The 23,070-nt window shown below is 30.6% G+C and carries 19 protein-coding genes; 9 read left to right on the top strand and 10 right to left on the bottom strand.

Annotated features, from left to right (window positions below; all coding sequences use genetic code 11):
* Window position 1 precedes the first annotated feature (1 nt).
* From BM549_RS12345 to BM549_RS12335, 3 genes are all read left to right on the top strand, one after another.
* Window positions 2–190, top strand: a complete 189-nt coding sequence (locus BM549_RS12345; protein ID WP_013869207.1) for a hypothetical protein — start codon at window positions 2–4, stop codon at window positions 188–190.
* Entirely contained in the window at window positions 191–1,486 is a 1,296-nt protein-coding gene (locus BM549_RS12340) for a hemolysin family protein (protein ID WP_013869206.1), read from the top strand. It abuts the gene before it with no gap.
* Between the two features lie 145 nt (window positions 1,487–1,631).
* On the top strand, window positions 1,632–3,767 hold the full coding sequence (locus tag BM549_RS12335) for a peptidylprolyl isomerase (protein ID WP_290470552.1): 2,136 nt from the start codon (window positions 1,632–1,634) through the stop codon (window positions 3,765–3,767).
* 75 nt (window positions 3,768–3,842) lie between these two features.
* Here the strand turns inward: BM549_RS12335 and BM549_RS12330 are convergent, their stop codons facing one another.
* Both BM549_RS12330 and BM549_RS12325 read right to left on the bottom strand, forming a co-directional pair.
* On the bottom strand, window positions 3,843–4,757 hold the full coding sequence (locus tag BM549_RS12330) for a GYDIA family GHMP kinase (RefSeq protein ID WP_290470551.1): 915 nt from the start codon (window positions 4,755–4,757) through the stop codon (window positions 3,843–3,845).
* The gene (locus tag BM549_RS12325; protein WP_290470550.1) at window positions 4,757–6,055 is read right to left on the bottom strand and encodes a hydroxymethylglutaryl-CoA reductase, degradative; all 1,299 of its coding nucleotides are present in this window, start codon (window positions 6,053–6,055) and stop codon (window positions 4,757–4,759) included. Before BM549_RS12325 ends, BM549_RS12330 begins: the two co-directional genes overlap by 1 nt.
* Window positions 6,056–6,202: 147 nt before the next feature.
* Between BM549_RS12325 and BM549_RS12320 the strand changes: the two genes are divergently transcribed.
* The 4 genes from BM549_RS12320 (at window position 6,203) to BM549_RS12305 (ending at window position 12,301) form a co-directional block, all read left to right on the top strand.
* The gene (locus BM549_RS12320; RefSeq protein ID WP_290470549.1) at window positions 6,203–8,392 is read left to right on the top strand and encodes a S9 family peptidase; all 2,190 of its coding nucleotides are present in this window, start codon (window positions 6,203–6,205) and stop codon (window positions 8,390–8,392) included.
* Window positions 8,393–8,448: 56 nt separating this feature from the next.
* The gene (locus tag BM549_RS12315) at window positions 8,449–10,038 is read left to right on the top strand and encodes a peptide MFS transporter (protein WP_290470548.1); all 1,590 of its coding nucleotides are present in this window, start codon (window positions 8,449–8,451) and stop codon (window positions 10,036–10,038) included.
* Window positions 10,039–10,072: 34 nt separating this feature from the next.
* Entirely contained in the window at window positions 10,073–11,647 is a 1,575-nt protein-coding gene (locus BM549_RS12310) for a peptide MFS transporter (RefSeq protein ID WP_290470547.1), read from the top strand.
* Between the two features lie 102 nt (window positions 11,648–11,749).
* Window positions 11,750–12,301, top strand: a complete 552-nt coding sequence (locus BM549_RS12305; protein ID WP_290470546.1) for a thioredoxin fold domain-containing protein — start codon at window positions 11,750–11,752, stop codon at window positions 12,299–12,301.
* Window positions 12,302–12,306: 5 nt separating this feature from the next.
* Here the strand turns inward: BM549_RS12305 and BM549_RS12300 are convergent, their stop codons facing one another.
* The 5 genes from BM549_RS12300 to surE are packed head-to-tail and all read right to left on the bottom strand — an operon-like array spanning window position 12,307 to window position 17,130.
* A complete protein-coding gene (locus BM549_RS12300; RefSeq protein ID WP_290470545.1) occupies window positions 12,307–14,325 on the bottom strand; it encodes a ComEC/Rec2 family competence protein in 2,019 nt (672 codons plus the stop codon).
* Between the two features lie 24 nt (window positions 14,326–14,349).
* Window positions 14,350–14,907, bottom strand: a complete 558-nt coding sequence (locus BM549_RS12295; protein ID WP_290470544.1) for a C40 family peptidase — start codon at window positions 14,905–14,907, stop codon at window positions 14,350–14,352.
* A complete protein-coding gene (gene lpxB, locus BM549_RS12290) occupies window positions 14,908–16,029 on the bottom strand; it encodes a lipid-A-disaccharide synthase (protein ID WP_290470543.1) in 1,122 nt (373 codons plus the stop codon).
* 44 nt (window positions 16,030–16,073) lie between these two features.
* On the bottom strand, window positions 16,074–16,361 hold the full coding sequence (locus BM549_RS12285) for a hypothetical protein (RefSeq protein ID WP_290470542.1): 288 nt from the start codon (window positions 16,359–16,361) through the stop codon (window positions 16,074–16,076).
* On the bottom strand, window positions 16,354–17,130 hold the full coding sequence (gene surE / locus BM549_RS12280) for a 5'/3'-nucleotidase SurE (RefSeq protein WP_290470541.1): 777 nt from the start codon (window positions 17,128–17,130) through the stop codon (window positions 16,354–16,356). Before surE ends, BM549_RS12285 begins: the two co-directional genes overlap by 8 nt.
* A gap of 167 nt (window positions 17,131–17,297) precedes the next feature.
* Between surE and BM549_RS12275 the strand changes: the two genes are divergently transcribed.
* Both BM549_RS12275 and BM549_RS12270 read left to right on the top strand, forming a co-directional pair.
* On the top strand, window positions 17,298–19,439 hold the full coding sequence (locus BM549_RS12275; RefSeq protein WP_290470540.1) for a carboxy terminal-processing peptidase: 2,142 nt from the start codon (window positions 17,298–17,300) through the stop codon (window positions 19,437–19,439).
* Window positions 19,440–19,445: 6 nt separating this feature from the next.
* Complete coding sequence (locus tag BM549_RS12270; RefSeq protein ID WP_290470539.1) at window positions 19,446–20,534, top strand: ABC transporter permease; 1,089 nt, start codon at window positions 19,446–19,448, stop codon at window positions 20,532–20,534.
* A gap of 6 nt (window positions 20,535–20,540) precedes the next feature.
* Here the strand turns inward: BM549_RS12270 and BM549_RS12265 are convergent, their stop codons facing one another.
* From BM549_RS12265 to BM549_RS12255, 3 genes are all read right to left on the bottom strand, one after another.
* On the bottom strand, window positions 20,541–21,407 hold the full coding sequence (locus tag BM549_RS12265; RefSeq protein WP_290470538.1) for an RluA family pseudouridine synthase: 867 nt from the start codon (window positions 21,405–21,407) through the stop codon (window positions 20,541–20,543).
* 5 nt (window positions 21,408–21,412) lie between these two features.
* Window positions 21,413–22,033 carry a ribosome biogenesis GTP-binding protein YihA/YsxC gene (yihA, locus tag BM549_RS12260; RefSeq protein ID WP_290470564.1) on the bottom strand — a complete coding sequence of 207 codons (621 nt, stop codon included), beginning with the start codon at window positions 22,031–22,033 and terminating at the stop codon, window positions 21,413–21,415.
* A gap of 120 nt (window positions 22,034–22,153) precedes the next feature.
* The gene (locus tag BM549_RS12255) at window positions 22,154–22,918 is read right to left on the bottom strand and encodes an alpha/beta hydrolase (protein ID WP_290470537.1); all 765 of its coding nucleotides are present in this window, start codon (window positions 22,916–22,918) and stop codon (window positions 22,154–22,156) included.
* Window positions 22,919–23,070 lie beyond the last annotated feature (152 nt).

Below are 23,070 nucleotides of genomic sequence, written 5' to 3'. Positions count from 1 at the left end.
AATGAAAATTTTCAAATTATTTCAATACGCTTACCTTGTTTTTGCACTATTATTTTTTTATGATGCCTTTTCAAATTGGGGAGAGACAAGAGCTTATAGCTCTTTACTATTAGGTGCATTAGCAGTATTTATGTTTTTCTTTAGAAAGCGTTTCAATAAAAAATTTGATAATAAGGACCAGTCCAAATAGATGTCAACAACCGTTGTTATTTTAATAATAGTAATATCTCTATTACTTTCTGCTTTTTTTTCAGGAATGGAAATTGCATATGTATCAGCTAATAAAATTCATATTGAAATTGAAAAAAAACAAGATGATTTTTTAGCAAAAATACTTTCAAAATTAACAGCAAAACCATCTAAATTTATCGCAACCATGCTTATTGGTAATAATATAGCATTGGTAATTTATGGTTTTTTTATGGGCGATTTGCTCATGAAATGGTTTCAAAGTCTAGTACCAACACAATTTAATTTTATAGATGTGTTGTTAGTAGATTTTAGTTTGCTTGTGCAAACAGTAATATCTACATTGGTAATATTGTTTACTGCAGAATTTTTACCAAAAGTATTTTTTCAAATTTATAGTAACACATTAATAAAAGTATTAGCATTCCCGGCTTATATATTTTATTTACTTTTTACCTTTATATCAGATTTTGTACTATGGATTTCAGACTTTGTACTTAAAAAGTTTTTTAAAACCGAAGGTGATCAAGTGCAACTAGCGTTCACAAAAGTAGAATTAGGAAACTACATAAGTGAGCAAATGGAAGCTATTGAAGAACATGACGAAATAGATACCGAGATACAAATATTTCAAAACGCATTAGAATTTGCTCTTGTAAAAGCAAGAGAAGTAATGATTCCTAGAACCGAAATAGTAGCCTTAGAAATTAACGATTCGGTTTCAAATTTAAATACACTGTTTACTCAAACAGGTATGTCTAAAATATTAATTTACAAAGAAACAATAGATGATATTGTTGGTTATGCACATGCTTTCGAGCTTTTTAAAAAACCAAAAACAATAAAGTCTATGTTATTACCAGTAGAGTTTGTTCCAGAAACTATGTTGGCAAACGATATTTTAAATGTACTTATAAAAAAACGAAAAAGTATTGCCGTGGTTTTAGATGAGTACGGCGGAACTTCTGGAATTATGACTGTAGAAGATATTGTAGAAGAACTATTTGGGGAAATAGAAGACGAGCACGATACCGTGGTTTTAAAAGAAGAAAAAATAGACGATTCTAATTATATATTTTCAGCAAGATTAGAAGTAGATTATTTAAACGAAACCTATAAATTAAACTTGCCAGAAGGCGAAAACTATGAAACTTTAGGAGGTTTAATAGTAGATCACACCGAAGAAATCCCACAACAAAACGATATTGTTGATACAGAGAAGTTTCAATTTAAAATACTAGAAGTGTCTAATACTAAAATCGATTTGGTAACACTTAAAATAAAAACCGACGATTAGCTTAAATAGCAACTCTTTAGCTACTATTTTGCTAAATTCTCTTACAAGAAATTAATTTATTCAAATTAATGCAATTTTCTCCTTTTATAATTAAATAGAAAATGGTATTTTCGCCCACTATATTACCAATAATCTAAACTTACAGATGGCAATTTTAAATAAAATAAGACAAAAAACAGTTGTACTAATTTTAGTAATCGCATTAGCATTATTTGCTTTTATATTATCAAGTCTTTTCGATAATAAAGATGCATTATTTAATAAGTCTCCTAATGTTGTAGCAACAATAAACGGTAAGGATATTTCTAGAGAAGCTTTTATGGCTAGAGTAGAAGCACAAAACAATCCTAACGCTACACAAACTCAAATTATGAATCAAGTTTATAATGCCGAAGTTCGTGAAGCAGTAATGCAATCTCAATTCGATAAATTAGGACTTACAGTAGGTAGAGAACAAATGAGAGATTTGTTAAAAACTAACCTAGCAAGTAGTCCTCAGTTTTTTAATGCCGATGGTGTTTTTGATGAGAATGTATTAAATAACTACATCGCAAATTTAAAAGAAACATCTCCTATAGCTTACAGACAATGGATAGATTATGAAAATCAAGTGTCTAATGGAGCATTACAGCAAAACTATATTAATATGGTTAAAGCTGCTACAACAGCAACTTTAGCAGAAGGCGCTTTAAGTCACAAATTAGAAGGTGATAAAGTAGATATTAAATATGTTTATGTACCATTTACAACAATTGCAGATAGTACAGTAACAGTTTCTAAATCTGAAATTAATGCTTACATAAAAGAGAACAAAGCAAAATACGATGTTGAAGCATCTAGAAATTTACAATATGTAAAGTTTGAAGAAGTTGCCTCTGTTGAAGATGAAAACGTTATCCAAACAGAATTAATTAAACTAATTCAAAACAGAGAAGAATATGTAGATGGTAAAAACCAAATGGTTGCTGGTTTTGCAGAAATGAATGCTGAAAATGTTGAAGCTTATGTAAATGCAAACTCTGATGCAGAAATTAAATATCAAGATAAATTTGTATACAAATCGTCTTTACCAAGAGCATTACAAGACAGTATTTCTAATTTAAATGTAGGTAATGTTTACGGTCCTTATAAAGACGGACAAACATTTAAAATCACTAAGTTATTAGAAAAAAGACAATTGGCAGACTCTATACAGTCAAGCCACATATTAATTCCATTTGTAGGTTCTCAGGCAGCAACAGCAGAAACTACAAAAACAAAAGAAGAAGCTAAAGCAACTGCAGATAGTATTTTTAAATTAGTAAAAAACAATAAAACTAAATATGCAGAAGTTGCAAACGAAATAAATACAGACGGTTCTAAAGGTAAAGACGGAAGTATTGGTTGGACACGTTTAACAACTTACAACCCATTAGGTTTCGATCCAGATTTTGCAAACTTCTTATTCTTTAACGATAAAGGAAGCATTGATGTAGTATTAACTAAATTTGGATACCATATTATTAGAATAGACGACAAGAAAAATGTTGATACAGCATATAAAGTGGCAACAATCGAAAGAAAAATTGAGCCATCTGTGAAAACAGAAGATGAAATTTTTAGAAATGCCTCTAATTTTGAAGTCGCATTAGACGGTAAAGACTTTTTAGATGTTGCTAAAGAAAATAACTTAAAAGTAAATCCAGTAACATCTGTAAAAGAATTAGATGAAAATATTCCTGGTGTTGGAGCAGAAAGACCAATTGTACGTTGGGCTTTTGAAGAAGATACTAAAGTAGGAAACACTAAGCGTTTTGAAACTAAAGATGGTTACGTAATTGTGCAGGTAACAGCTAAAAACGAAGCAGGTTTAATGAATGTTGAAGATGCATCTGTAACAGCTTTACCAGAAATTAGAAAACAGAAAAAAGCAAAAATGATTAAAGATAGAGTTAGCGCTACTACTTTAGAAGATTTTGCAGCAGCAGAAAACCAACAAGTACGTACGGCATTAGCTATTAACATGAAAAATCCAACAGTTTCTGGTGTTGGTTTAGAGCCAATTGTTGTTGGTCATGCATTTGGTTTAAACGAAGGAGAAACATCTGGATTAATTACAGGTACTAAGGGTGTATTTATGGTACAACCAACTAAAAAAACACCAGCTGTTGAGTTAGAAAACTACCAATCTTTCGCAAATCAAGTAAGTTCAGAAAAATTAAACGCTGTAAATACAAGATTATACAATGCTTTAAAAGAAGCAGCAGATATAGAAGATAATAGAGCTAAAACAGTACAGTAGTAAGAGTATTACTTATAAAAAAAAGCCTCGTTTAACGAGGCTTTTTTTATAGGTAAAAATTAAATATTTATTGGCTTATAAAACCATGTCTTTATAATCTAGAATAGTAGTGTAACCTTTGTTTTTAAAATAAGATTCTACATAACCTTTTTCTCCAGTAGCAAGTACAAAATCACCATTCCAGCCACCCAAACTTTTAATTTCATTTTTATAATCTTTAAATAAACGAGTTTTAATTGGTGTTTGTTTAGTAATAGTACCAATTAAATTTTCATGTTCGCTTATTAGAGTTTCAAAAGTTTTAAGAGTATCACAGTTTAAAACTTGATTACTTATAGCATTAATTTTTTCAATAGTACATGCGCTATTACTTTTATTGTTATTATATGTTTTAATAGAGTCTCTGCTATTTTGTTTTCGGTTTAAATGAACAAAAAACAATTTATTCTCAAAGTTTTTATTAAAACTAATACGCTCTATTTTCGGTTTATTATCAATAATTGAATAAGCTATTGCCGTATCGTTTTTGGCACAAGCAATATCGTAACCACTACCTCCAAAAGTAGCGTTAGACAAATTAAAAGCATCAACTAAAGCCCATTGCGCTATGTTGTTTAATAGTGTTGACGATGAGCCTAATCCCCAATCATTAGGAAACTCTAATTTAGCAATAGCTTTAAAACCATTAATCTCACTTAAAAACATAGGGTTTAATTGCTTTGCAGCAGTTAAAATTTCTAAAAGCTTTAAAGCTATTGTCTCGTTATTTGTTTTATTTAAATTTATAGTATTATGCTCAAGAGTATAGTTTGCCTCAAACCAAATGTTGTTTTTATAATCAAAACTCTGCCATAATAATTTAGGTTGGTTTATAGATTCGATCTCTAAACTCTGGCCAAATTTAGTAGGTAAAGCCAATGCTTTAGCACCATCTAAAACAACATATTCTGCTGTTAGTAATAATTTTCCATGACTATAAAAGCGCTTCATTATTGTCTTAGTTTTTCAATTTGAGAAACAACAGCGCTATGTGTTACTGTATTTGTTTTAAAATGGTTTATAATACTTTCCTTTTCGGTTTTAGTAGCATCAAATTGGTTTAAAATATTCATAAGGTGCATTTTCATGTGTCCTTCTTGTATTCCAGTAGTTGTTAGAGAGCGTAAAGCAGCGAAGTTTTGTGCTAAACCTGCAACAGCTACAATTTGCATGAGTTCTTTTGCAGTAGGGTTTCCTAATATTTTTAATGCTACTTTTACTAATGGGTGTAAACTAGTTAAGCCACCAACAGTTCCTAATGCTAATGGGATTTCTATCCAAAAAGAAAATATACCACCTTCAATTTTAGCATGTGTTAAACTAGTGTATTTTCCGTTTTTCGATGCATAAGCATGAACGCCAGCTTCTACTGCTCTAAAGTCGTTTCCTGTCGCTAAAACTACAGCATCAATACCATTCATAATTCCTTTATTGTGCGTTACTGCACGATAAGGTTCTACTTCTGCAATTGTAACGGCTTGTACAAATTTATTGGCAAATGTTTCTGGATCTATACCTTTATCTGCTAATGCTTCTATTTTACAGGATACTTCAGCTCTAACTAAACATTCTGGAACATAATTAGATAATATACTCATAACAATATCTATGTCGTTATCTAAATGTATTTCAGCTTCAGCTTTAAATGTTTTTGCAAATTGTTCTAAACAAGAGTTTATAAAATTTGCGCCCATAGCATCTAGTGTCTCAAATGTAGCGTGTATTTGGTAATAGTTATCAAGTTCGTTGGTTTTTGTACGCAGTTCTATGTCTAGAATTCCACCACCACGTTTTTCCATATTAGCAGTAATACTTTTAGTATCTGCTATTAGTTTTGGCTTCACTGTATTAAAAAACGCTTGAAGCATTTTTTCTTCTCCAGAGTACATAAAATGAACTTGCCCAATTTTTGTAGTAGAAATTACTGTGGTTTTAAAGCCACCACGTTCCATCCAAAATTTTGCCGCTTTACTTGCTGCTGCAACTACAGAGCTTTCTTCAATAGCCATTGGTATGGCATACGTTTTACCATTAATTACAAAATTTGGTGCAACACCAAGTGGCAAGTAATAGTTTGAAATTGTGTTTTCAATAAACTCATCATGAAGTTGTTGTAACTTTTGATTGCTATTAAAATATTGGGTAATTGTGTCTTTTGCGGTTGTTGAATTTGAAAGGTAATTGGAAACAATCCAATCTATTTTTTCAGTCTTGGTTAATTTTGAAAAACCAGAAATTGATGTGCTCATTTAATATACTATTATTTTACAAAGATAGTATTATCAAAATCATATTCACTAAGGATATCATGCAAAGCATATTTAACTGTTAATAAATACGGTTTTTTGCTTTATTTTTAGTAAACTTGACATTATTTTATTAAAAAATTATACTTGATGAACTTATATAAGTTTTTAGCAATTTTTTGCTTCCTTACAACTACTTTAACAACAGCACAAAACAAAGAGATTACATTAAAAGATATCTGGAGTAATGGTACTTTTAGAACCGAAAGATTAGATGCTTTGCACTCTATGAACAACGGTCAACAATACTCCGTATTAAATTTTGATAGATCTACAGGTGCAACTACAATAGATATTTACGACTACAAAACTTTAAAAAAGGTAAAAACGTTAGTAGATTCTAAAACGTTAGATGGTATTAGAAATTTTTCAGACTACACTTTTAGTGATGATGAAACACAAGTTTTATTAGCAACCAATCAAGAATCTATTTTTAGGCGCTCTACTTTAGCTAATTATTATGTGTATAACACAAAAACAAAAGCGTTAACAGCAGTAGCTAGTGATAAAATTCAAGAGCCAACGTTTTCTCCAAATGGAGAAATGGTAGCTTACGGCTTAAATAATAACCTTTACATTAAAAATTTAATCTCACAGGAAACGACTCAATTAACCTTTGATGGTGAGAAAAACAAGATTATTAATGGTATAACAGATTGGGTTTACGAAGAAGAATTTGGCTTTGTTCGTGCTTTCGAGTGGAATGCAAATAGCAGTAAAATAGCATTTATAAAGTTTGATGAGACTAATGTCCCAGAATTTTCAATGGATGTTTATGGAAATAATTTATACCAAACACAAACGGTTTTTAAATACCCAAAAGCAGGAGAGAAAAATGCAATAGTGTCTTTACATGTTTATACTTTAGAAAATAATAAAGCTGAAGAAGTTAAAGTAGGTAAAACCTACAATGATTTTTATATACCAAGAATAAAATGGACTAATGCCGAAGATTTTTTAACTGCGCATTATATGAATCGCCACCAAAATGAATTAGACCTTTGGTCAATAGATACAGAAACTAATGAAGCCTATTTAATAGTTGAAGAAAAAGATAAAGCATACATAGATGTAACAGATAATTTAACCTTTTTAAAAGATAAAAGCTTTATATGGACAAGTGAGAAAGATGGTTACAACCATATTTACCACTATACTAAAAAAGGAAAGTTAATAAACCAAGTAACAAAAGGAAATTGGGAAGTAACCAATTATTATGGTTATAATCCTAAAAATGATAGAATTTATTATCAATCTGTAGAAAATGGTTCTATAAATAGAGATGTGTATTCTATAAAATTAAATGGTACAGATAAAAAAAGACTAACCACTGCTACAGGTACAAATAATGCAGATTTTAGTGCAGATTTCACATACTTTATCAATACATTTTCTAACGCATCAACACCACCAAAATATACATTAAATAGCGCAAAAGATGGTCGTGTAATTAAAGTCATTAAAGATAACAGTAGCACATTACAAACAGTTTCGCAATTTAATATCTCTAAAAAAGAATTTAGTACAATTAAAGTAAACGGTAACGAATTAAATATGTGGCTTATTAAGCCAGCAAATTTTGATGCCTCTAAACAATATCCATTATTTATGTATCAATACTCTGGACCAGGTTCACAGTCTGTTGCAAACCGCTGGAATGGTGCAAATGATTACTGGTACCAAATGTTAGCACAAAAAGGATATGTAATAGCATGTGTTGATGGACGCGGAACAGGATTAAAAGGAGCAGACTTTAAAAAAGTAACACAAAAAGAATTAGGTAAGTTTGAAGTTCAAGACCAAATTGAAGCAGCAAAACTACTAGGGCAAAGAGATTATATAGATGCTTCTAGAATTGGAATATGGGGATGGAGTTATGGTGGTTTTATGTCTAGTAATGCACTATTTAAAGGTAACGATGTGTTTAAAATGGCCATTGCAGTTGCACCAGTAACAAGTTGGAGATTTTACGACTCTATTTATACAGAGCGTTACATGACTACACCACAAGAAAATGCAAGTGGTTATGATGATAATTCGCCAATAAATCACGTAGATAAATTAAAAGGAGATTTTCTTTTAATTCACGGTACAGGCGATGATAATGTGCATGTACAAAATACAATGCGAATGATTGAAGCATTAATTCAAGCAGATAAACAATTCGAGTGGATGATTTATCCAGATAAAAATCATGGTATTTATGGCGGTAATACGCGTAAACATTTATATCAAAAAATGACAAATTTTATTGATAGTACTTTAGGAGATAAATTATAATTTAACTTAGAGATTTATTAAAATTAAATAGATAATAACTAACTAAAATAATAAATATGGAATTAAAATATGGAGGTTCAGTAGAGAACCAAAAAACAGTATTAGGGCATCCATCAGGGTTGTTTGTATTATTTTTTACAGAAATGTGGGAGCGTTTTTCTTACTACGGTATGCGAGCGCTATTAGTACTGTTTTTAGTTTCTACACTTATAGATGGTGGTTGGGGATGGACTAGTGCAGATGCATTAGTACTTTATGGTTGGTATACAGGATTAGTATATTTAACACCTATAATTGGTGGTTTTATTGCAGATAAGTTTATAGGATATAGAAACGCAGTAGTGCTTGGTGCATTAATAATGACGCTTGGGCATGCATCAATGGCTTTAGAAGGTTTAACTTCAGTTTTCTTTTATGTTGGTTTAGCTGGTTTAATTATAGGTAACGGTTTTTTTAAACCAAATATCTCTTCTATGGTTGGTCAATTATATAAATCTCAAGGAAAAGAAAAAGATGGTGGTTATACAATTTTTTACATGGGAATTAATGCCGGTGCATTTTTAGGTATTCTTCTATGTGGTTATATAGGAGAAAAAATAGGATGGCATTATGGTTTCGGTCTTGCTGGAGTTTTTATGTTCTTAGGCATGTTACAATTTTATTTTACTCAAAAAATATTTGGTAAAATTGGCTTGTCTCCAAAACAAACAGAAGATTTTGATGATGTAATTGAAGATGGTGTAGAAAAAATTGGTGATGATATTGAAGAAGCTATTGAAGTAGCAGAAAGCTCTAAAGTAGTAAGAGATAGAATGGTTGTTATTGGAGTATTTTCATTATTTGTAGTGTTCTTTTGGTGGGCATTTGAGCAAGCAGGTGGTTCTATGACTATTTTTGCTAAAGATTATACAGATAGGGCTTTAGTAGGTAATGCGGCATTAACATTTAAAATTATAAATACAATTATAACAGTTGTTCCTATGCTTGTTATTACTTGGGTATTAGCAATGTTATTTAAACAAACATTTAAAAAGTTTGCTTTAGCAAATATGCTTCTTGGATTAAGTTTCGTTATTATTTGGGCTATTGTTATCTGGATGCTAGCCAGAGAATTTCAAGCAGATGCAACAGAAGTTCCTGCGTCATGGTTTTCAGTTTTAAATTCATTATTTATTATCTTATTTGCGCCATTATTCTCTAAGTTATGGGAGAGTAAATTAAACCCTTCAGGTCCAATTAAATTTGCTATAGGTTTATTGTTAGTAGGATTAGGTTTTGGTGTCTTAGCTTATGGAGCTGCAGGTATACCAGAAGGTGCTAAAACAGCATCTGTAAGTTTAATGTTTTTAGTTGGTGCTTATTTCTTACACACTATGGGAGAACTTTGTGTTTCTCCAGTTGGGTTATCTTATGTAAGTAAATTAGCTCCAGTGAAGTTTGTAAGTTTAATGTTTGGTATTTGGTTTACAGCAAACTTTTTCGCAAACTTATTAGGTGGCTTTACAGGTAGTTATATAGAACCAATTTCAGAAGAATATGGTTTATCAATATTCTTTTTAATATTTACAATTATTCCTATTGCAGCAGCTATTATAATGATGTTGCTAAACCCAATGCTTAAAAGAAAAATGCATGGAATTGAGTAAAACTGAATTATAAAAACTAAACTAAACTATAAATATGAGTACAACTAACTTTAGATTTGAAGGTTCAGAAATGAATCGGAAACTACTAATGGGACATCCATCTGGATTATTTGTCCTGTTTTTCACAGAAATGTGGGAACGTTTTTCTTATTATGGAATGCGTGCCATTTTAGTTTTATTTTTAACCTCTGCAATTATTGATGGAGGTTGGGGATGGAGTAGAGAAGATGCTTTAGGCCTTTATGGTACCTATACAATGCTTGTTTATTTTTCACCAATTATTGGTGGTTTTCTGGCCGATAAGTTTTTAGGTTATAGAAGAGCTGTAGCTATTGGTGCTTTAGTAATGACGCTTGGTCATGCAGCTATGGCATTCGATACACCATGGAGCCTTTACTTAGGTATAGGACTTTTAGTGGCAGGAAATGGTTTGTTCAAGCCAAATATTACTTCAATTATAAATGGTGTATATGTAAACGCTCAAGATAAAAAAGATGGTGCATTTACTATCTTTTATATGGGAGTAAATGCTGGAGCTTTTTTAGGTATACTTTTATGCGGTTATATAGGAGAAACTGTTGGATGGCACTATGGCTTTGGGTTAGCCGGTATCTTTATGTTTTTAGGGATGATTCAATTTTGGTTAGCACAAAATATCTTTGGAAAAATTGGTTTATCACCATCTGCAACTTTAGATTATGTAGACGCTATACCTAATAGCGATGAAGATGAAATTAAAACCGAAGCTGTTCCTGCAAATGTGCAAAGAGATCGTTATATCGTAGTTGGAATTTTAGCTTTTTTCACTATTTTCTTTTGGGCTGCTTTTGAACAAGCGGGTGGTTCTATGACAATTTTTGCTTCAGATTATACAGATCGTGTTTTAGAAGGTGGCTCAGCCAATGTATTTAGAATAGCAAATACTCTTTTAACTGTCGTGCCATTAGTAATCATAACGTATGTACTTTTTCAATTATTTAAAATTACATTTAGTAAATATAAAATATCAAATTTAGCCTTAGGGTTAAGTTTTACAATTATATGGGCTATTGTAATTTGGATGTTAAAAAATCAATTCACACAAGAATCGGCAGAGATTCCGGCATCTTGGTTTGGGATTTTAAATTCATTTTATATAATTGCCTTTGCACCATTAGTGTCTAAAATATGGGAGAGTAAATATAATCCTTCAGCAACAGTAAAGTTTGGAATGGGACTAATACTATTAGGTATTGGATTTGGAATATTAGCATATGGTTCTGCAGCAATACCGCAAGGAGCAAAAACAGCATCTGTTAGTATTGTTTGGTTAATTTTAGCATATTTATTCCATACTTTAGGAGAGCTGTCATTATCTCCAGTAGGCTTATCTTATGTTAGTAAATTAGTACCAGCTGCAAAAATAGGCTTAATGTTTGGGCTTTGGTATATTGCAATTGGTCTTGGTAATAAAGCAGCAGGTTCTATGGGAGGAATGATTGATAAAATTACTGCAGAGTATGATATGAGTACATTCTTTTTAATCTTTACAATTGTTCCTATTGTTGCAGGATTAATTGTTATGGCTTTAACACCGATAGTTAAAAAACTAATGCATGGTGTAAAATAAATTATTATTATAAATTTTAACAAAACGCCTCTAATGAGGCGTTTTGTATTTTTGTAACTTTGGAACACTATTTGCGACTGTTTAAATAAATAAATCTATAAAATGAAAAAATATATATTCTTAGCAGTATTTACTGTATTTACTTCATTAACTATTGCTGCACAAGAAATTAATTGGATAACACTTGAAGAAGCTGTAGAACTTCAAAAAAAGAATCCTAAAAAAATTATGATGGATATGTACACCTCTTGGTGTGGACCATGTAAAATGTTAGACCGTAATACATTTGCTAATAAAGATGTAGCAGCTTACGTTAATAAACATTATTATGCAGTAAAATTTAATGCAGAAGGAAATGATAATGTAACATTTAAAGGCAAAGCATTTGGTAACCCTAATTACGATCCAGCAAAAGCTAAACGTAGAAACTCTGGTCACGAATTAGCACGTTATTTTAATATTAGATCGTATCCAACAATTGTGTTTTTAGATGAAAAAGCAGATTTTATTGCGCCTATAATTGGTTATAAAAAACCACAACAGTTAGAATTATATCTTAAAATGTTTAAAAAAGATGAACATGTAGATATGGATACCCAAGAAAAATTTAATGCTTATTTTAAAAAATTTGAACCAACATTTAGCCAAATTTAAAAGCATCACCTAATTATAAAAGCTCCCTTTTTACCAGTATAGTGAAAAGGGATTTTTTGTTTTCTACAAGTTTGTTCCCATCTAGAAATGTAAGATTTGTAATTACTACCATCAGCAATAATTGCTTTAGGTTTTATAGAGTCTATAACACGTTTTAAATTAAGTTTTGGAGATTGTGTAAGCAAAATATAATCTGGTTTAAAATGCATTGTTTTATAAACAGATAAGCTATCTATTATCAATATCAATTTATTATTACTAGCTAAGATAGAAGGTAGCTTCTCCTGGTAAATTGTTTTTATATTATACCCAACTTTGTAATCGTTTAAATTATAAAATTGATTTAAACTATCTAAGTTTGAAAACACTTCTAGTTTTTTATTTGTTTTTTTTCCAACAACAGTAAATCTACTTTTATGAAACACAGTAAGCTCGTTTGAACTGTTGTAGTATTTAGTAGCAAAATAAGTAGCCTGAAGCACTAAAACAGCAACTAATGCAATTTGCAACCTTCTACTATTTTGTTTTATAGCAAATTGAACAATTGCTACAATAAGTAAATAAGCAGCAATCACTTTTATGGCCGAAAAAGAAATGTCTTTAAATAAAAAACTTTCTTGTAATGCTAGCCACTCCATAAGCTTATTCATGGCAGATATTATGCCGCTAAAAACATCTACTAAAAATTGAGGTAAAATATTTAATAATGCTAAAATTATAACCAAAATACCTATACCCAAAATAATACCTAAAAAGGGGATTATTACAATATTAGCTACAAAAAATAAGCCTGGAAATTGATGGAAGTAATACAAACTTATAGGTAAAACACCACACTGTGCAGCAACGCCAACAGTGCCAAAATCCCAAATTTTATTAAGTATATAATTTTTAGGTTGCCATAACTTTTTTAGTCTTGGTTGTATGGCGACAATAGCAATTACAGCGAGATAACTAAGTTGAAAACCAACATCAAATAAAAATAGCGGCCTAAATAGAAGTAATATAAAAACAGAAATAGCAAGTGTATTGTAAATATTAGTTGGGCGTTTTAAATACATACCAATTGCTATTATGCTAAACATGGTAACAGCGCGAGTGACCGATGCTGTTAAACCTGCAATAATAGCAAAGCACCACATGATAATAACTAAACAAATTATACTGGCAAGTTTACCATGCTTTAAGCGTTTTAAAGGTTTAAAAAATATAGTGAGTAAGTATAGAATTAAAGCGACATGTAAACCAGAAACAGCAAGAATATGCACAGCACCAGCATCTGTATAATTATTATAGATATCTTTACTTAAGCCTTGTCTTTGGCCTAAAATAAGCGCGTTAATTACGGCTAAAACATCATTCTCAAAATCATAATTTTGTAGTTTATTATTAATATGATTTCTAAAAGTGTCTGCATAACCATAAATAGTATGTTTATTATCGCTTACGCGGAAAAGCCTTTTGGGATTCACGTATAATTGTTGGTAAACATATTGTTTAGCTAAATAACTTTTGTAATTAAATTGATACGGATTAATAACACCAGTAATATTCTGAAATTTTTCTGAAGTAATAAAAATTTCATCAACCTTAAAAGGAGAATTTAAACTGTCTCTAGAAACATTAAGCAAAGCTTTACCTGAGACATTATTAGAGTCGATTTTTAAAATATCGACAATATATTTATTGTTATATTTTCCAGGTTTTAAAGTACTCTTTATTCTAAATGTAATTTGTTCACATGTAGAAGTATAATTTAAATAATGATCATCGTGTCGTTTTTCTTCATGAAAATTCGTTGTTAAAACACCAATTGATATCATTGTTAAAAGACTAAAACAACCAAACCATAAAGAATTTGTTTTTTTTAACTTATGGTGTAAATATAAAATTGTAGTTATTAGAAGTAAAACACTTGAAACATATAAAGATGGTGCTGTAGGAATTTTTATAAAAGATGCAATTAATATTCCTAAAACAAGACAAGTTGTTAATTTTATAATAGTGAAGTTAAGCAGTCTCACTGCTTCAAGATAGTAAAAAAAATCTTACAACACACGTCTTGCTTGTACAAAAGCAAAATACCAATATTTTTCAGAAAGTTTTGAGGTTAAAACACCACGACTTGTTGTTGAGTGTATAAACTCCACATTTCCAGGAGATGTGTAGGTTACCAAACCAACATGATTAACCTTTCTGTTGTTTTTTCGAGTAGCAAAAAAAAGTAAATCTCCTTCACGAACTTCTTTTAAATCTATCCAATCTCCAGTTTTAGCCATTGCACTAGAAACTCGAGGTAAAGCAATATCTTCTTCTTTAAAAGCAGTATAAATTAAACCAGAACAATCCATCCCTTTTTTGGTTGTACCACCATATTTATATCGTGTACCTTTAAATTTTTCTGCATTTTTAATAATAGATTTAGCAATTATTGGTGCTGCAGGAACATTTTTTTTTAATGGAATTTCTCTAGCTGTAGTACTTTTTCTAGTTGTAGTTTTAGTTGTGCGTGTTCGAGATTTTTTTGTTATAACTCTTGTGTTTTTAGAGCTTCCACAAGAAGATAAAAAAATAATAAGTAAAAGTATTAAAGCGTTTTTTAGCATTTAAGCACCAATGTTTATAGCGTTATAAATTAATTTAGCAGTGTTTTCGCTTGCGCCTTTGCCTCCTAAATCTTTTTCTAAATCGTAGTAGTTAATAAAAAACTTAGTACGCTCATACGTATCAAGTATTTTATTTAATTCGGTTTTTAATTTTTTAGTATTAAAGTCGTCTTGAATTAATTCTGTAACGGCTTCTTTATCTAATATTAAATTTACTAATGATATGTACTCTAGGTTCACAACTCGTTTACCTATTTGGTACGATATCCAATTTCCCTTATAGCAAACAACTTGTGGTACTTTAAATAAAGCAGTTTCTAATGTAGCTGTTCCAGAGGTTACCAAAGCAGCAGAAGAGACGCTAAGTAAATCATAAGTTTTATTACTTAAAAAGTGAACGTTAGCTTCTTTAATAAATTGTTTATAGAATTCAAAATCTTGACTTGGTGCACCACCAATTACAAATTGATATTCTGGGTAATCATTAACAATACTAAGCATAACGGTTAGCATTTTTGTGATTTCTTGTTTTCTGCTTCCGGGAAGTAATGCTATAATGGGTTTTTTAGATAAACCATGAGTTTTTCTAAATTCAAATTCGTCAACTTGTTTTCTGTCTGCAATAGCATCAATTAATGGGTGACCAACAAAATGAACAGGAAAATTATGTTTGTTTTCGTAAAAGTGTTTTTCAAATGGTAAGATTACATACATTTGATCAACGTCTCTTTTAATATCTTTAATTCGGCCTTCTTTCCAAGCCCAAATTTGAGGAGAAATATAATAATGGTTTTTAAAGCCTTTTTGCTTTGCCCATTTAGCAATACGCAAATTAAAACCTGGATAATCAATATAAATAATTACATCTGGATTATAAGTTTCAATATCTTGTTTGCAAAAGGATAGGTTTTTAGTAATGGTTCTTAAATTCATTACAACTTCTATAAAACCCATAAAAGCAAGGTCGCGGTAATGTTTTACCATGGTGCCGCCAACAGCTTGCATAAGGTCGCCACCCCAAAACCTAAAATCGGCATTACTATCTTCGTGAAGTAAGGCTTTCATTAAATTAGAAGCGTGTAAATCGCCTGATGCTTCACCAGAAATAATATAGTATTTCATGTGTTTGTTTTTTAATAGTCACAGTCACCTAAAAAAGGCTTTCATTAAAACTTATTTACTATAAATATTATTGCTATTACAATTATTGATAATAAAACGCCTTTGGCATAATCTTCCATTTTCTTATTTAAAAAATAATAAAACAAAGGAAGATTTAATAAAACGCCAATACTTGCGCGTTTTCCCAAAACACTAGTCGATAGGATTTTATTTATTATAACCTGAGATGATAAATCTAATTGTAACCCTATTATTAAAGTGTAAATAGAAATCCCAATAAAGGTAGTAAGTAATCCTAAAATAAAGCCAATAATAAGTGCTTTTTTATTCATTGAAACTCCAAGTGTTTAGTTGTTGTATGGCGTGATGTGCTGTTAAATCGAATTGAACAGGTACTAACGATATGTAATTGTTTTTTAAAGCCCATTCGTCTGTATCTTCACCTTTATCATAATTTACAAATTCGCCAGTTAGCCAATAGTAATCTTTACCTTGTGGTGTTTTTCGTTTATCAAATTTTTCTTCCCAATTCGCTTTTGCTTGGCGACATACTTTTATGCCTTTAATTTCCTTTTTATCAACATTAGGAATATTTACATTTAGTACAATGCCTTCAGGTAATCCTTCTTTTAAAACATTTTCAGCAATTTTTTTTACATATTTTTTAGAAGCTTCAAAATTGGCATTCCAGCTATAATCTAATAACGAATATCCAATAGAGGGAATACCTTCTATGCCAGCTTCAATTGCAGCACTCATTGTTCCAGAGTAAATAACGTTTATGGCAGAATTGCTTCCATGGTTTATTCCAGATACGACAAGATCTGGGCGCCTTTCTAAAATTTCATTAATTGCAATTTTAACGCAATCTGCAGGAGTTCCAGAGCAACTATACGCATCATAATCACCACTTTCAATATGTATTTTTTCAATATGTAAAGTAGAATCTAAAGTTATTGCGTGTCCCATACCACTTTGTGGACTATCTGGAGCAACCACTACAACATCTCCAATAGTTTTCATTACCTTTACTAAGGTGCGTATGCCTGGAGCAGTTATGCCATCATCGTTAGTAACTAATATTAAGGGTTTTTTCTTCATTAAGCCTTTATTTCCTTGCTAAAATACATAATTTCTACAGCAATTAAAGATTTTATGTGGTTTAACAAAAAATTAGCTGGTGATAAAATTGTTGGCACGGTTTTTTCTTTTATTTTAGTGAAAATTTTACCTTAGCTTTTAAGGTATTTATAAGATTAGACAGCACTATGAAAAGGAAATATAATATTTTAATGCTAGTACTTTTACTAGCATTTGGTTCTTGCAGTTTTACAACTAAGGTCAATAATGATCCTAATAAAGACAAACTACTTATTCAAATTATAACATTAGCTTTAGAGCAATTACACTTTCAGCCTAAAGATTTTAATGATGAGTTTTCTAAAGATGTTTTTAATACTTATTTAAATAGAATAGACCCATTAAAACGTTTTTTCTTAAAATCTGATATTGAAGAATTTAAGGCGTTTGAAAAACAATTAGACAATCAATTGCTAGAATATGATATAGCTTTTTTTAACCTTACAAATGAACGTTTAGTTCAACGTATGGCAGAAGCGAAAAACTATTATAAAGAAGTTTTAAATAAGCCTTTTGATTTTGATAAAGATGAAGAAATTAATACGGATTATGAAAACATAGAATACGTTAGAAATAAAAGACAATTAAAAGAACGTTGGAGACAACTACTAAAGTTTAGTACAATTTCTAATTACGATGAGTTAATAACTTCACAAGAAAGAGATACAGTTGCAATAGATGGTGAAGTAGTAAAAGAAAAAAAATCACTTAAAGAATTAGAGGCAGAAGCTCGTGGAGAAACACTTAAAAACCTAGACGCGTATTATACAGATTATATAGAAGATATGGAGCGTAAAGACTGGTTTTCAATGTATGTTAATGCAATTGTAGAAGAGTTTGATCCTCATACTTCATATTTAGCGCCAACAGATAAAGATCGTTTCGACCAGCAAATTTCTGGTAAATTAGAAGGTATTGGTGCTAGACTACAAAAAAGAATGGACTACATTAAAATTGTAGAAGTGATTTCTGGAGGTCCAGCATGGCGAGGTCAACAAGTAGATGTTGGAGATGTTATTCTAAAAGTACGCCAAGAAAAAGAAAAAGCAGCAGTTAGTATTGTTGGTATGCGAATAGATGATGCTATAAAACTTATAAAGGGACCAAAGGGAACTAACGTGTTTTTAACAATGAAAAAAGTTGATGGCACTATAAAAGAAATTAAAATTACAAGAGATTTAGTTGAATTAGAAGAAACATATGCTAAATCATCAATTGTAGAAAAAAACAATAAAAAATACGGTTTTATAAACCTTCCTAAATTTTACATAGATTTTGAAGATTATGCGAAACGAAATGCAGCTTCAGATATTAGATTAGAAATTGAAAGACTAAAAAAACAAGGCATTGAAGGTTTAGTTTTAGACCTTAGAAACAATGGTGGTGGTTCTTTAAAAACGGTAGTAGATATCGCCGGTTTATTTATAAAAGATGGGCCAATTGTACAAGTTCGTTCTACAAACCAACCAAAAGAAGTACTTGAAGATGAAGACAAATCTATAGTTTGGGATGGACCATTAGTAATTATGGTAAATGAGCTTTCTGCCTCTGCATCAGAGATTTTAGCAGCAGCAATGCAGGATTATAAACGAGCAATTATTATTGGAAGCAAACAAACTTACGGTAAAGGAACAGTGCAAAATATTCTAGATTTAAATAGAATGGTGCGTAATAGTTCTCATGGTGATTTAGGAGCAATAAAAATTACACGTCAAAAATTTTATAGAATAAATGGAGGATCGACACAATTAGAAGGAGTTAAAAGTGATGTTGTAGTACCAGACCGTTACAGTTTTGTAGATATTGGTGAACGCGATCAAGATAATCCTTTAGAATGGGATAAAATTGATGCTGTAAAATACGATTACTGGAACAGTTATTTTGACTATGAAACAACAATTAGTAATAGTAAAGCTAGAATGGCAAACAATCCTCAATTAGCATTAATTGAAAAAAATGCAAAATGGATTAAAGAACAAATGGATGACGATACTTATTCTCTAAATTATAATACCTATAAAGCAGAGCAAAAAGCAGACGAGAAAAAGGCCAAAGAATTCGATCCAATAAATGAGTATAAAACAAACCTAACGTTTGAGTCTTTACCTTACGAGATTGCTATGTTTGAAAAAGATACTGTTTTAAAAGAAAAACGTACGCGTTGGCATAAAAGTTTAACAAAAGATGTTTACGTTGAAGAAGCATTAAACGTTTTAGACGATTTAAAAATGACCTACGAAATTAAGAAAGTAGCCACGGTAAAAGATTAATAAACAATGAGTAAAAATACCAACTCATTAACACAATTAGCGCTCCAAAAGTTCAAAAAGAATTTTTGGGGCGTTTTAAGTTTTTGGTTTATTATACTAGTAGGTCTTGTAGCTGTTTTTGCATATGTCTTTGCGCCAGATAATTCTCAGTATGCAAATCAAATGCATGTTTCAATACATTCAAAATCACCTGGATTTGAGGTGGAAATATTGTCTTTGCCATCTCAAATTAAAAGTGATCAAAATAGTTTTAACAAGATGTTCTTTGGGAAAATTAATACAGTAACAGAAGTTCCTTTACAAGAATATAATATCAATAATCAAACTATAAACTATATTGAGTATGCTTCAGATGGTTTAAAAGGAATAGAAAAAACATATACAATAGAAGAAGGAAAAAATCCTGAATCATTAATTACAAATAAAACCTTCTATCTAGGTACAGATAAATATGGGCGTGACTTACTAAGTAGAGTTCTAGTAGGTGCGCGCATTTCTTTTTTTATTGGTTTTGTAGCAGTTTTTATCTCATTAATTATTGGTGTTTTTATGGGAAGTGTGGCAGGCTATTTTGGCGGAAAGATAGATGCTATTATTATGTGGGTTATAAATGTTACTTGGTCTATTCCTACATTATTATTAGTAATAGCAATTACATTAGCTTTGGGTAAAGGGTTTTGGCAAGTATTTATAGCAGTTGGCTTAACAATGTGGGTAGAAGTTGCTAGAGTAGTGCGTGGTCAAATAATATCTGCAAAACAATTGCAATATGTTACTGCTGCAAGAGCATTAGGGTTTGGGGATTTTAGAATCATTACAAAGCATATTCTGCCAAATATCATGGCGCCAGTTATTGTAATATGTGCAGCAAATTTTGCAGCTGCTATATTAATTGAAAGTGGTTTAAGTTTTTTAGGTATTGGTGCACAGCCGCCAATGGCAAGTTGGGGAGCAATGATAAAAGATCATTATAATTACATAATACTTGGTAAACCATATTTAGCTATAATTCCAGGCTTGTGTATAATGTTTTTGGTAATGGCTTTTATGCTTATTGGTAATGCGTTACGCGACGCTTTAGATGTTAAAAGTTAAAACATCTTATTGTTTGGTTTCAAAAATCTTTTTGAATTTTTTTGGTAATTCGTCTTCTATTTCTATTATTTTTTTTGAAAAAGGATGAGTGAATTTTAGTTTGTAAGCGTGTAAATACAAACCTTTTCCTTTTAGTATTAAAGATGGTATACCGTATTCTCTATCTCCTAAAATAGGATTTTTTAAACTTGAAAGGTGAATACGTAACTGGTGTTTTCGTCCTGTTTTTGGTTTTAGTTTGACTAAATTTAATTTTTCAAATCTTTTAGAATCAACACTGTTTTCAACCACATAATATGTAATTGATATTTTATTTTCTATAGGAGTTTTTATAATGCCTTGTTTCTGCATGTTGCCTATAGCAATAGCATAGTATGTTTTCTCTATGGTTTTGGTTTCAAATAATTTATTTAAAAATCTTATACTGCTGTTTGTTTTTCCAACTAAAAGCAGTCCGCTAGTCGGGTAGTCTAACCTGTGAACAGGCTGTGGTAAAGTAGCATCCTTAAGCTGGCTTGGTTTTAAGTTTTGTGGTAATGCATTTGTAATGGTTTTAAAGCTATTACCACTTACTAAAATACCAGCAGGTTTTTTTATTATAGCTAAGTATTCATCCTCGTATATAACGTCTAGCTTTAGTTTAAGCTTTGTTTTAAAGGTTTTTTTTACAGGAATGTTAAGCTTAATTATTTCTTCTCCTTTTATAAATGTAGCGCTTGTTGCAGGAATATTATTTACAGTTAAAAGATTTTTTTTTAGTGCTTTTTTTAAAGCAGATTTAGTGGGAATTAAATTAAAAATACCAACACCGTAATCTTGAAGTCTTATAGGTTTTAAAAGTTTAGGAACAATATGAATCTCTTCTTGATTCATGAAAATTAAATTATGCCGTCGTCTTTACTAATCATATTTTCATTAAGCTCACCAATATAATTTAAAACCTCATCTTTACCAATATCTTTAGAGCTCGAAGTAATAAAATGTTGAGGCATTTCTTCCCAGGTTTCAAGCATTATTTTTCTGTAATCTTCAACATGCTTAGTAATAGCATTAGGTTTAAGCTTATCTGCTTTTGTGAAAATAATACAAAATGGAATACCGCCTTCACCTAAATACTGCATGAACTCAAGATCTATAGGTTGTGGTTTATGCCTAATATCTACTAAAACAAACGCACAAACAAGTTGTTCGCGTTGCTCAAAATACTTAGTTATAAATTTCTGAAATACTTTTTTTGTGCTTTTAGAAACTCTTGCATAACCATAACCAGGTAAATCAACCAAATACCATTCCTTATTAATAATAAAATGATTTATTAATTGTGTTTTTCCTGGGCGTCCAGAGGTTTTTGCTAAACTTTTTCTGCTGGTAAGCATATTTATTAAAGAAGATTTACCAACATTACTTCTGCCAATAAAAGCATATTCTGGTAACATATCTTTTGGACATCTAGAGACTTCAGAATTACTTATAACAAACTCGGCAGACTTTATTTTCATGGTATTTACGTTTCCTAAAAAGCGGAAATCTTTTTTAATTAATACTACAGGCAAAGGTAACTACATAAGTGTAAGTAGCCAAGATAATATATGTAAAAGGATTTAATTGTACAGTGGTTCTTAAAAAGATCGCGCTTTAAACCAATCGTGTAGAATTTCGTTAAATCGTGTTGGATGCTCCATCATAGCAGCATGCCCACATTTATCAATCCAAAATAAATCTGAATCTGGAAGTAGTTTATGAAATTCATCTGCAACATCTGGAGGTGTAACAGTATCGTTTTTTCCCCAAATAATACAAGTAGGAATATTCATTTTTGGTAGATCCTTTGCCATATTATGTCTAATTGCACTTTTTGCAATGGCTAAGGTTTTTATAAGTTTGTTTCTATCGTTTACGGTTTCATAAACCTCATCAACAATTTCTTTTGTAGCAACAGCAGGATCATAAAAAACCTCTTGTGCTTTTTTCTTTATAACTTCATAGTCACCACGTTTAGTGTAGCCACCACCCATTGCACTCTCATATAAACCAGAACTTCCTGTAATTATTAAAGCTTTTACTTTTTCTGGATTTAATTTAGTGAAATATAATCCTATATGCCCACCAAGTGAGTTTCCTAAAATAATTATTTCTTTAAAACCTTTAAAGGCAACAAAGTCTTCTAAGTATTTTGCAAAAGCTTTAACATTTGTCTTAATTAAAGACATAGAGTAAATTGGTAACTCTGGAATGATAACTTTAAAGCCTTCTTTGCTAAAATAATTAATAACAGCATCAAAGTTGCTCAAGCCACCCATTAAGCCATGTAATACAATAATTGGCGTGCCTTCACCAGCTTCAATGTATTTGTATTTTTCTTCAGTTTTAAGCGTATGCGCCATGCAATTTTAATCATTCAGTTAAAAGCAAATATAGGTATTTCAAATAAAAAATAACAGTATTCTTAATTTACTTCACAAGTAAAAATCAAAACTATATAGTATCATTTGTTAATTATTAATTTTTTAATGATACAAGCCGTTGAGAGTGACTA

The organism is Lacinutrix sp. MedPE-SW (genome assembly GCF_001874145.1).
In the GTDB taxonomy this organism is placed as follows: Bacteria; Bacteroidota; Bacteroidia; order Flavobacteriales; family Flavobacteriaceae; genus Lacinutrix.
Note: the sequence above shows the minus strand (reverse complement) of the source record. Positions and strands in the feature narration are given on the sequence as shown.

Coding starts and splice junctions, on each gene's coding strand:
- BM549_RS12340 (WP_013869206.1), top strand. CDS start 191: ATGTCAACAACCGTTGTTATTTTAATAATAGTAATATCTCTATTACTT.
- lpxB (WP_290470543.1), bottom strand. CDS start 16,029: ATGAAATACTATATTATTTCTGGTGAAGCATCAGGCGATTTACACGCT.
- BM549_RS12265 (WP_290470538.1), bottom strand. CDS start 21,407: ATGAATCAAGAAGAGATTCATATTGTTCCTAAACTTTTAAAACCTATA.
- BM549_RS12275 (WP_290470540.1), top strand. CDS start 17,298: ATGAAAAGGAAATATAATATTTTAATGCTAGTACTTTTACTAGCATTT.
- BM549_RS12320 (WP_290470549.1), top strand. CDS start 6,203: ATGAACTTATATAAGTTTTTAGCAATTTTTTGCTTCCTTACAACTACT.
- BM549_RS12285 (WP_290470542.1), bottom strand. CDS start 16,361: ATGAATAAAAAAGCACTTATTATTGGCTTTATTTTAGGATTACTTACT.
- surE (WP_290470541.1), bottom strand. CDS start 17,130: ATGAAGAAAAAACCCTTAATATTAGTTACTAACGATGATGGCATAACT.
- BM549_RS12335 (WP_290470552.1), top strand. CDS start 1,632: ATGGCAATTTTAAATAAAATAAGACAAAAAACAGTTGTACTAATTTTA.
- BM549_RS12310 (WP_290470547.1), top strand. CDS start 10,073: ATGAGTACAACTAACTTTAGATTTGAAGGTTCAGAAATGAATCGGAAA.
- BM549_RS12325 (WP_290470550.1), bottom strand. CDS start 6,055: ATGAGCACATCAATTTCTGGTTTTTCAAAATTAACCAAGACTGAAAAA.
- BM549_RS12270 (WP_290470539.1), top strand. CDS start 19,446: ATGAGTAAAAATACCAACTCATTAACACAATTAGCGCTCCAAAAGTTC.
- yihA (WP_290470564.1), bottom strand. CDS start 22,033: ATGAAAATAAAGTCTGCCGAGTTTGTTATAAGTAATTCTGAAGTCTCT.
- BM549_RS12330 (WP_290470551.1), bottom strand. CDS start 4,757: ATGAAGCGCTTTTATAGTCATGGAAAATTATTACTAACAGCAGAATAT.
- BM549_RS12345 (WP_013869207.1), top strand. CDS start 2: ATGAAAATTTTCAAATTATTTCAATACGCTTACCTTGTTTTTGCACTA.
- BM549_RS12295 (WP_290470544.1), bottom strand. CDS start 14,907: ATGCTAAAAAACGCTTTAATACTTTTACTTATTATTTTTTTATCTTCT.
- BM549_RS12315 (WP_290470548.1), top strand. CDS start 8,449: ATGGAATTAAAATATGGAGGTTCAGTAGAGAACCAAAAAACAGTATTA.
- BM549_RS12255 (WP_290470537.1), bottom strand. CDS start 22,918: ATGGCGCATACGCTTAAAACTGAAGAAAAATACAAATACATTGAAGCT.
- BM549_RS12305 (WP_290470546.1), top strand. CDS start 11,750: ATGAAAAAATATATATTCTTAGCAGTATTTACTGTATTTACTTCATTA.